At 33.7% G+C, this 8,811-nt stretch carries 11 protein-coding genes and 3 pseudogenes; 4 read left to right on the top strand and 10 right to left on the bottom strand.

Annotated features, from left to right (window positions below; genetic code table 11):
- Positions 1-344 (bottom strand): annotated as a pseudogene (locus BAQ46_RS13515) (collagen-like protein); the annotation flags it as partial.
- A 213-nt stretch (positions 345-557) separates the two neighbouring features.
- Between BAQ46_RS13515 and BAQ46_RS31065 the strand changes: the two are divergent.
- Positions 558-662: pseudogene (locus tag BAQ46_RS31065) on the top strand (iron ABC transporter permease); the annotation flags it as partial.
- Between the two features lie 136 nt (positions 663-798).
- Here BAQ46_RS31065 and BAQ46_RS31540 read toward each other — a convergent pair.
- A pseudogene (locus tag BAQ46_RS31540) lies at positions 799-1,053 on the bottom strand (septation ring formation regulator EzrA); the annotation flags it as partial.
- 168 nt (positions 1,054-1,221) lie between these two features.
- Here BAQ46_RS31540 and BAQ46_RS13500 point away from each other — a divergent pair.
- On the top strand, positions 1,222-1,725 hold the full coding sequence (locus tag BAQ46_RS13500) for a DinB family protein (protein ID WP_071742026.1): 504 nt from the start codon (positions 1,222-1,224) through the stop codon (positions 1,723-1,725).
- Positions 1,726-1,805: 80 nt separating this feature from the next.
- On the opposite strand, the gene BAQ46_RS13495 is transcribed toward BAQ46_RS13500, so the two are convergent.
- The 7 genes from BAQ46_RS13495 to BAQ46_RS13465 all read right to left on the bottom strand — a co-directional run bounded on the left by BAQ46_RS13495 (position 1,806) and on the right by BAQ46_RS13465 (position 7,006).
- The gene (locus tag BAQ46_RS13495; RefSeq protein WP_071742025.1) at positions 1,806-2,501 is read right to left on the bottom strand and encodes an ABC transporter permease; all 696 of its coding nucleotides are present in this window, start codon (positions 2,499-2,501) and stop codon (positions 1,806-1,808) included.
- A gap of 26 nt (positions 2,502-2,527) precedes the next feature.
- Positions 2,528-3,400, bottom strand: a complete 873-nt coding sequence (locus tag BAQ46_RS13490; RefSeq protein ID WP_071742024.1) for a DUF4097 family beta strand repeat-containing protein — start codon at positions 3,398-3,400, stop codon at positions 2,528-2,530.
- Between the two features lie 34 nt (positions 3,401-3,434).
- Positions 3,435-4,139: an ABC transporter permease gene (locus BAQ46_RS13485; RefSeq protein WP_001991797.1), complete on the bottom strand. Its 705-nt coding sequence runs from the start codon at positions 4,137-4,139 to the stop codon at positions 3,435-3,437.
- Positions 4,140-4,173: 34 nt separating this feature from the next.
- Entirely contained in the window at positions 4,174-4,335 is a 162-nt protein-coding gene (locus BAQ46_RS30660; RefSeq protein ID WP_061535686.1) for a hypothetical protein, read from the bottom strand.
- Positions 4,328-5,251 (bottom strand): ABC transporter ATP-binding protein, encoded by a 924-nt coding sequence (locus BAQ46_RS13475; protein ID WP_000221097.1) that lies wholly within the window; start codon positions 5,249-5,251, stop codon positions 4,328-4,330. The genes BAQ46_RS30660 and BAQ46_RS13475 overlap by 8 nt, the downstream gene beginning before the upstream one ends.
- Before the next feature lie 125 nt (positions 5,252-5,376).
- Positions 5,377-6,312 carry a HAMP domain-containing histidine kinase gene (locus BAQ46_RS13470; RefSeq protein WP_000247662.1) on the bottom strand — a complete coding sequence of 312 codons (936 nt, stop codon included), beginning with the start codon at positions 6,310-6,312 and terminating at the stop codon, positions 5,377-5,379.
- Position 6,313: 1 nt separating this feature from the next.
- Entirely contained in the window at positions 6,314-7,006 is a 693-nt protein-coding gene (locus tag BAQ46_RS13465; protein WP_000018056.1) for a response regulator transcription factor, read from the bottom strand.
- 168 nt (positions 7,007-7,174) lie between these two features.
- Between BAQ46_RS13465 and BAQ46_RS30655 the strand changes: the two genes are divergently transcribed.
- On the top strand, positions 7,175-7,348 hold the full coding sequence (locus tag BAQ46_RS30655) for a hypothetical protein (protein ID WP_001293575.1): 174 nt from the start codon (positions 7,175-7,177) through the stop codon (positions 7,346-7,348).
- Entirely contained in the window at positions 7,349-7,543 is a 195-nt protein-coding gene (locus BAQ46_RS13455) for a YwbE family protein (protein ID WP_001014310.1), read from the top strand.
- Positions 7,544-7,582: 39 nt separating this feature from the next.
- Here the strand turns inward: BAQ46_RS13455 and BAQ46_RS13450 are convergent, their stop codons facing one another.
- Positions 7,583-8,782 carry a class I SAM-dependent rRNA methyltransferase gene (locus BAQ46_RS13450; protein WP_001255958.1) on the bottom strand — a complete coding sequence of 400 codons (1,200 nt, stop codon included), beginning with the start codon at positions 8,780-8,782 and terminating at the stop codon, positions 7,583-7,585.
- Between the last annotated feature and the right edge of the window lie 29 nt (positions 8,783-8,811).

The raw sequence follows: 8,811 nt of genomic DNA, 5'->3' as shown, positions 1-8,811 counted from the left end.
CCCGTTGGACCCGTTACTCCCGTTGGACCCGTTACTCCGGTTATTCCTGTCACTCCGGTTGGGCCTGTTGCTCCCGTTACTCCCGTTATTCCTGTTACTCCGGTTGGGCCTGTTGCTCCCGTTGGACCTGTTGCTCCCGTTATTCCCGTTGCTCCGGTTGAACCGGTTACTCCAGTTGGACCTGTTGCTCCCGTTGCTCCCGTTGGACCTGTTGCTCCCGTCGGACCGGTTGGGCCTAGCTTAGGCACTGTCCCATCGCAACTAAAACAACACGAATCAACATGTACACCATTTTGATTATTACAACTACAATATCCATTTATATTATTTCTCCATGAAGACATGTTGATCACTTCCTTTACTTCGATCTTTTAAGTAAAATCATCTAGTTAAAAAACACCTATCTAACTAACAAAGAAATAATTTACTTAATAGGATAAACACAGATACATTCCATAGATTCTAGTAATTATTACATGCAATTTGCTCTCCTTTTGCTTGTACTTTCGCCTCATCTCCACAGATTATTAACTATACACATTTCACTTTGTATTGGGACGATTGCATATCCGAAAGAAATCCCTTCCAGCCTTGTCGTTGCTGTAATTGGAGCACCTTATTTCTCATGTTTGATGAGGAAGAGTGAAAAGAAGGTTAATTAAAAACCAGCTTCATATATGAAGCTGGTTTTTCTATTATGGCATAGAGTGAAACTATAATTAGACTTTTACAGGCAACCTGACTTCCATCTAAATTCTTCAATCTAGCCGAGTTTTGAGACGGGAGTTTTACTGCCCGTTAATGCGGGATAAAATTAATATAAGCTTTGTACATAAAATATATAACAAGTGAATACATGATTATATTGAACACACTTCGTTTTAAAGTTAACTTTCTCTTTAATTCCTTATCTTGTAATTTTAGTTCTATTCCGTTCGCTACTTTCAATCCACCTATTATTTGAAATAGCCTTCTGTAATCATCAGCATTCCCTAACAATACGTATTCCTTATCATTTTTATACTTTATATACAGAAATTCACTTCCATTTCTCTATTCATTACATATACGAATAAAAAGATCGTTTTTCTGACACTTTTATAAATATTTTCTAATTATTTTTATAATGTAGCAATATTTAACGAAAGCTTTTCTATTAAAAGGGAATGCATCACTTCTCTCGAATTTAATGTATGAACATAAATAGGGGGGATAACAATAATGTACCAAACAATTGAAGGCTTCTTGCAATCATGGACATACGAGGCTACGTCTACTCAGAAAATGCTTGATTCATTAACCGATGCATCTTTATCACAAGAAATTGCACCTGAGCATTGGACATTAGGCAGAGTTGCTTGGCATATCGTGACGGCAATTCCTGTTATACTATCTGGTACTGGGCTTAAGTTTGAAGGAGAAACGAAAGATTATCCTATTCCAACTTCAGCAAAAACAATTGCAGATGGATATCGTAAAGTGAATACAGCTTTTGTTGAAGCACTTCAAAGTAAATGGGCTGATAAAGATTTAGCAACTATTAATGACTTCTTTGGTCGTCCTATGCCAAATTCTATATTTTTAATGACACTTATTAATCATCAAAATCACCACCGCGGACAAATGACGGTATTAATGAGGCAAGCTGGCTTAACAGTCCCTGGCGTATATGGCCCTGCAAAAGAAGAATGGGCTGCCGCTGGAATGGAAGCTCCTAAAATGTAACAGCAGAAAAAGACAAGGTGTTTACACATCTTGTCTTTTTCTGTAACTTGTTTCATGTGAAACTATTTTACGTATTCTTATCATACAGTTATATCTTCCTTCTCTATATTTTTAATTCCGTAATATGCAATGGCAACTCCAATTGCTGCCAATGCTAGTTGAAGGGGAAGAAAAGTTGCTGTAGGAAACTCTGGGTTGCTATTCATTGCAATTGAGACAACGATAAGAGATGAAACAATTGTAGTTGGCACGGAACGTTTACGCATTCCGAAATATAATGGGATTAAACTCATCCCCGCAGTTGCAATGGCTAAAGGAACCAGTTTTATTCCTTCTTGCACCAATTGATCTACTGTGAATGAATGAGGAAGAATTGAAAAATAACTATCTATCCCAAAGAAAATTCCTACTACTAAAATGTTAGATACAATAACTGTTATAAATGTTACTATCGCTGTAATAGCCAACTTACTAGCCATCATTTTCTTTCGGTTAATAGGATAAGAAAACATAAGTAGTATTGTTTTATTTTTATATTCGCCAATTATTAACCTTGCGATTAATACACTACCAAAAATAATAAATGTTGCTCTTACTATTGTGCTAGCCATTAACAATATCGCCTCTGGATTCCTTATTTCTGCATCACCTTCTACTTGAGCGATGATGCTCACAAAGATCATTAATGCCAGTATAACAATATTTGCAATAATTGCTCTCTTCACGTACCAACCAAGCTTAAACTTTTTCAATTCTAGCTTCATTAAATGTAGCATGATAGTGTCCTCCTTCCTCATAAGATTTAATCAATATAAATGACTCCTGTTTCACTTAAAATCTTCGCTTCATTTTTTGCATCACCAATCGTTCCTACTTTTATTTTTTCTGTATTTTTATCTTTCTTAAGTCCTTTTAAATCCACTATTACGTCAGTCAAATTACTTTTAGCCGTAAGTTGTAAAGAAGTCGGAACCCCTTTATATCGTACGCCAATATCCCCTGATTTTGTTTCTATAAATAATGATTTTCCTTCTGTCATATCTTTCAGCAATACTTCCCCAGATGTTGAAGTGATGTTCATATTTGAGTTACTTACATTTGTTATATAGTTATCACCAGTCGTAGACTTTATATTTAATTCTTGTACTGAACTATCTTTTACAACTAACTCTCCACTTTGCGATATAAATTCACCTTTCTCGGCTGATAGTCCTACAATCATTCCATCCCCAGATTTGCCTTTCGTCATGATACTTTTCACTACTAGATCTCTTATTTTCACATCACCCGATTTATTATTTACTACAATTTTATCTATCTCTTTCTTCGGAATAGCTATACATATACTATTTTTCTTTCTAAACGTAAAACCATTAAAAAATTTGGCTGCCTTTTGTTTTTGCTTAATCACAATTTTATTTTCTTCATTTTCTATTTTGACGGGATCTATCTCTTTATCCGCTTGTTCACCTTGAGCGGAAATTACTATTTTATTAGCGTCTGTACTTTTAAATTCAAGATTCCAGTTTTCATTGTCTACTTCTATTTCTTTTATATTATTTATCTCAAAAGATTTTTCTTTCTTAAAATCTTTCCCCTGAAATACCTTAATACCAAAAACTACACTAGCAATTGTAATGAATAATATTGCAATTACTATTATTCTTTTCACCATTCATACCCCAGTTCGTTTTTGTTTTATGCTTTTTTCACGCTACATCAATTTTATCAATTTTACGATACGATAGATAACTAATAAAAATTCCTAATAAACAGAGTACAATTGGGATAAATATAAAATCATACATACTTACTTGACCGTTTCCAGGACCAACGTTACTGTTTATTAGCATCCCAATTATCACTGCAGAAGTAATCGTTGTCGGTGTCGATTTCTTTCTCATTCCAAAAAACAAAGGAATTAAACTTATACCCGATATCATAAATGCACTTATAATAGTAGTTGGAACGGTAGCTATTATTTCCCCCATCGTAACAGGTGTTTCAAGTATTCCTATTATTGGATTCATACAGAATATGAGCAAACTAATAATGAATGTTGCGATTATCGTGCTCACAAAGCAAAAACTAAAAACAATTGCTAATTTCGCTCTCATTAGCATTTTCCTTTGCAGTGGGTACATAAATAATAGCTGTATTGTTTTGTTCTTGTATTCATCAATCACTAAACGTGATAAAATAACCGATGCAAAAATAATAAATGTAATTCTAATAAAAATATTTGCTAAAGACATGTATTCCATATAGCTAGAGAACATCAAATCATCCTCTACTTTAGATCCCCATGCCATAAGACTTACCGCAGCAAAAATTGCTATAATACCAATCGCTACTCCTTTAAAATAACTAGATAATTTATGCTTTTTCCACTCGAGTTTCATTAATTTAAACATACAAACCACGCCTCCATTCTTTATATAACTGTCTCTACACTGCTAACATTCTAATTCCAGCAGTAACGAAGCTTAACATTCCTATCACTAGTAGAATTAACAACCATTTCCACTCTGGCTTCCTATAATATAAAATCCCACTTATGAACATTACGACCAATCCACTTACTAGATTCACTAACAATCCATTAAGCATGAATGCCCTCTCCATCCATTACATTTAAGAAATATTCCTCTAAGGAACTATGTTTCTTATTAATACTTTCAATTTCCACATCGTTCATAATAAGCGCTTTTGAAATGGCTTGCTGCGTCACCTTCAATTCATACACACGAATCATATTTCCGCTCATTATTTTGTAATTTTTTATACCGAGTTTATCTTCTAAAATATAAGCTGCACGCTTCACATCAGGAACAGTGATTTCAATGTACTCTGTTTGTTTTCCGTTAATACTCTTCATTGAAACTTCTTTTATTAGTTTTCCATTTTGAATTACACCAATTGTATCCGCCATTTGTTCCATCTCTCCTAAAATATGGCTAGAGACTAATAACGTAATACCATATTCTTTGCAAAGCATTTTAAATAAGTCTCGTAACTCTTTAATACCAATTGGATCTAAACCGTTAATGGGTTCATCTAAAATGAGTAATTCTGGCTTTGTTACGATTGCCCTTGCAATACCGAGTCGTTGTTTCATTCCTAATGAAAAATCTTTTACTTTTTTATTATCTATACCTTGCAGCTTCACTAAATGTAAAGCATGGTCAATTTCATTTTTATCGTAATAGCCCATATATTCACAATGTAATTCTAAGTTTTCTTTCGCCGTTAATTTATCATAAAAGATTGGATATTCAATAATCGTCCCCATTCTCTTTAATACTTCATAAGATGTATCTGTTAACTTCTCACCGAAAATTTCAATCTCACCGCTCGTCGGTTTTATTAAATTTGTAATCATTTTCATAATCGTTGTTTTACCAGCACCATTCGGTCCTAAGAAACCGTATATCTCTCCTTTTTTCACATGCATGTTAACGCTAGAAATAACTTCTTTCCCTTTAAACACTTTCGTTAACTGATTCGTTTTTAATATATAGGTCATATCACTTTCCCCTTTCGCACTACTTTATATTTCTATAATAGACAACGGAAATCTCTTTTTTCTTACCCGTTTCTTACAAATTCCTTACGCTGCAAAAAAGCTTGTAGAATCTACTTCTCTACAAGCTAAAACTGCATCTTTTTTAATGCAACTGTAAAAATTGTTTTTTCATACGGCTTACTAGAAAGATGAATTTTTCCATCCATCGCTTCCACAAGCCTTTTCGTAATCGTTAACCCTAAACCGCTCCCTTGGTACAATCTATTTCTTGAATCTTCAAGTGTGTACATACGCTCAAACACTTTATCAATATGCGATTCATCAATTCCTTTTCCTGTATCCCATACGTCTATATACACATTCGTTTCATCATCTCTTAACGTCATACCAAGTGTCTTTCCATCGTCTCCATATGTAATCGCATTTGATATAAAATTGTTCAATACCCTACCTAATACTTCTACATTTCCAAGTGCATATATATTTCTTTCTGGTATATCAATATGAACATGAAAACCTTTCGACGTCACTAAATCATAAAAAGATAAAATCTTCTCTCGACAAACTTCATTCATATTCACTTTTGTCATCTCGATTGCCTTGTCACCAGATTCTAACTTTGCTAGATCAAAAAACTTATGAATTAGTTCCATCACTTCTAGTGTTTTCGTATGCACTTTCTCAAGTAATATTTGTTGTTCTTCTTCATTTATCGTTTTATCCTTATTTAACATTTCTGTATATCCAAGAATAACTGTTAGTGGCGTCTTCAAATCATGTGAAATATTTGAAAGCATTTTTCTCATCGAAATTTCTACTTTCGCATGATCTGCATTTGTTTTCTGTTTTGCATCTAACAATTGGTTAATTGCCACTAACAATTTTTGCAATTCTAGATCATCTGTCATAACAAGTAACTTCTCACCTGTTTTTTCATTAACAATACTTTCTAACTTTTCATATGTGTATCGCAAATTTTTGCTACTATTTTTCCTCATTTTATATTGTATATAAATGACACATAACAATATAAAAATAATACCTATTAACAAATTGACCATATTACATCACTTCCAACTTATAACCGATACCCCATAACGTTTTAATGTATTCTGGATTAGATGGATCACTTTCGATTTTCTCACGCAATCTTCTCATATGAACATTAATAACGTTATCGTCACCGTAATACTCTTCGTTCCAAATTAGCGTATATATTTGTGCTTTCGTAAATACACGATTTTGATTCTTTACAAACAGTTTTAAAATCTCAAATTCTTTTAAAGTAAGTTTGAGAGGCTTCCCGTTTTTTTCCACAGTAAAATTAATTGGATCAATCGTTAAATCACCAATTTGAATCATCTTTTCTGTTGTTTCTGTAGCTGAATATTTCGTAGATCTCCGAATTCCTGCTTTTACACGCGCGGCTAATTCAATCATAGAAAATGGCTTACAAATGTAATCATCTGCTCCAAGCCCTAATCCGACAGCTTTATCAACATCTGTATCTTTTGCCGACATCATTAAAATCGGAACAGCACTTTTTTCTCGAATGATTCGCACAACCTCTAAGCCATCTAACTTTGGCATCATAATGTCTAGGATAATCAAATCAAATGAACCTTTTAAATATGTGTTCACGCCCTCTTCTCCATCAGACGCGATTGTAACTTGAAAGCCCTCTTTTATTAAATACTTTTCCACCATCTCTTGAATTGAGAGATCATCTTCAACTAATAATATATGATGTGACATATGTCTATCCCCTTTTTACAAACGTTAACAATTCAATTGTATCGTAACTACTACAGACTTGAAACAAATATATGAATTTTCAAACCAACTTCCCTTCCTTCCTTAACAATGATATGATGAAATTCACTACGATTGTTCATAATTAACTTTATATAAAGGAGACTTATCATGTCAGAAAACAAAAAAGTAAGCTTAGCTGATTTAATGCGCGAACAACTTGCAAAGAAAAAGCAAGATAACGGTAATGGTCAAAATGCCAAAAACCAAAGCCAAGAAACAAAAAAGTTACAAAACCAACAAACGAAAAAGACAAACAACCAACGTAGACGTACAGGTGTATAAATGAACGGACAAAAACGTTCTAATATCGCACCCGGCCTTGAAGTTGATATTGTATTAAAACAAGATCAACGAACTGGCAAATTAACACGTGGCATTGTAAAAGATATTTTAACGAACTCCCCTTCTCATCCGCATGGCATTAAAGTGCGATTGCAGGACGGGCAAGTCGGTAGAGTACAAAATATCGTTCAATAAGAAAAGGAGCTCAAGTAAACTCGAGCTCCTTTTTCTTTATTATCCTTTAATTTTCTCGATGAAAACTACTTTTAAATAGTCTCCTTCTTTAAATTGATCGATTGTACGGAAATCTTCTGGTAAAGAATGTTCTTCTAATATTTTATATTTACCATTCATTTCTTTAAAGGCTGTATCGATAAAGCCTTTAAACTTTTTCATATCGAATGCGCTACAATTTGTTGAAGCAACGATAATCCCGTTATTTTCTGTAATGGCAATTGTTTCTTTTAATAAGTTTTTATAATCTTTCGCTGCACTAAATGTATATTTTTTTGAACGCGCAAAGCTTGGAGGGTCAAGTACGACCATATCAAATTTCATTTTTTTCTTCGCTGCATATTTGAAGTAAAGAAATACATCTTCTACAATGATATCTTGCGCTTCATAATCAACTTCATTTACACTAAACTGCTCAATCGTTTTACTTAAACTACGATTTGCAAGGTCGACACTCGTCGTTTTGCTTGCTCCGCCAAGCGCTGCAAATACAGAGAAGGCACCTGTATAAGAGAACATATTTAACACTGTTCTTCCCTTCGCATATTTATCACGAATTTGTTTTCGCACGTTACGCTGATCTAAAAATACACCAACCATCGCTCCGTCATTTAAATAAACAGCGAAATTCACACCATTCTCTTTTACGATAAGCGGGAACTCACCGCGCTCTCCTGCTACGAAATCATCGCCTTCAATGTATTTCCCTTTCGTATCAAAACGCTTCTTCTCATAAATGCCTTTAAAGTTTGCTACTTTTTGAAGAGCTGCTATAATCTCATCTCTGAAAGTATAAATCCCTTCGCTATACCAACTTACTACATAATAGCCGTCATAATAATCGATGATTAAGCCTCCAAGCCCATCACCTTCACCGTTTAGAGCGCGGAATGCTGTCGTATCACTTGATTTATAAAATTGCTTTCGTTTATGTAAGGCAGATTTAATTTTACTTTCAAAGAAAGATTGATTAATTTGTTCACTCTCTTTTCTCGTTAAAATCCAGCCGTATCCTTTATTTTGTTTTCCATAATAACCTTTTCCGACAAAATGGTTCTTCTCATCTACCACTTTAATGATTGTTCCTTCTTCCTGAACATCATTTAAATTTTGAATCGCATCTTTTAAAATAAGCGGATATCCACTTTTAATTTCTTTTATAAATTTCGGTTTTATTTTTACAGTTACTTCTGATCGCATATAAAAACTTCCTTTCCATTTGCATGCTT

Origin of the sequence: Bacillus paranthracis (genome assembly GCF_001883995.1) — a bacterium.
Classification (GTDB): domain Bacteria; phylum Bacillota; class Bacilli; order Bacillales; family Bacillaceae_G; genus Bacillus_A; species Bacillus_A paranthracis.
This window is presented reverse-complemented; position numbering and strand designations above follow the sequence as displayed.

What these genes read in the sequence shown, in the direction of transcription:
- BAQ46_RS13455 (WP_001014310.1), top strand. Translation starts at nt 7,349, where the DNA reads ATGAACGGACAAAAACGTTCTAATATCGCACCCGGCCTTGAAGTTGAT.
- BAQ46_RS13470 (WP_000247662.1), bottom strand. Translation starts at nt 6,312, where the DNA reads ATGGTCAATTTGTTAATAGGTATTATTTTTATATTGTTATGTGTCATT.
- BAQ46_RS13485 (WP_001991797.1), bottom strand. Translation starts at nt 4,139, where the DNA reads ATGTTTAAATTAATGAAACTCGAGTGGAAAAAGCATAAATTATCTAGT.
- BAQ46_RS13495 (WP_071742025.1), bottom strand. Translation starts at nt 2,501, where the DNA reads ATGCTACATTTAATGAAGCTAGAATTGAAAAAGTTTAAGCTTGGTTGG.
- BAQ46_RS13490 (WP_071742024.1), bottom strand. Translation starts at nt 3,400, where the DNA reads ATGGTGAAAAGAATAATAGTAATTGCAATATTATTCATTACAATTGCT.
- BAQ46_RS13465 (WP_000018056.1), bottom strand. Translation starts at nt 7,006, where the DNA reads ATGTCACATCATATATTATTAGTTGAAGATGATCTCTCAATTCAAGAG.
- BAQ46_RS13450 (WP_001255958.1), bottom strand. Translation starts at nt 8,782, where the DNA reads ATGCGATCAGAAGTAACTGTAAAAATAAAACCGAAATTTATAAAAGAA.
- BAQ46_RS30660 (WP_061535686.1), bottom strand. Translation starts at nt 4,335, where the DNA reads ATGCTTAATGGATTGTTAGTGAATCTAGTAAGTGGATTGGTCGTAATG.
- BAQ46_RS30655 (WP_001293575.1), top strand. Translation starts at nt 7,175, where the DNA reads ATGTCAGAAAACAAAAAAGTAAGCTTAGCTGATTTAATGCGCGAACAA.
- BAQ46_RS13500 (WP_071742026.1), top strand. Translation starts at nt 1,222, where the DNA reads ATGTACCAAACAATTGAAGGCTTCTTGCAATCATGGACATACGAGGCT.
- BAQ46_RS13475 (WP_000221097.1), bottom strand. Translation starts at nt 5,251, where the DNA reads ATGACCTATATATTAAAAACGAATCAGTTAACGAAAGTGTTTAAAGGG.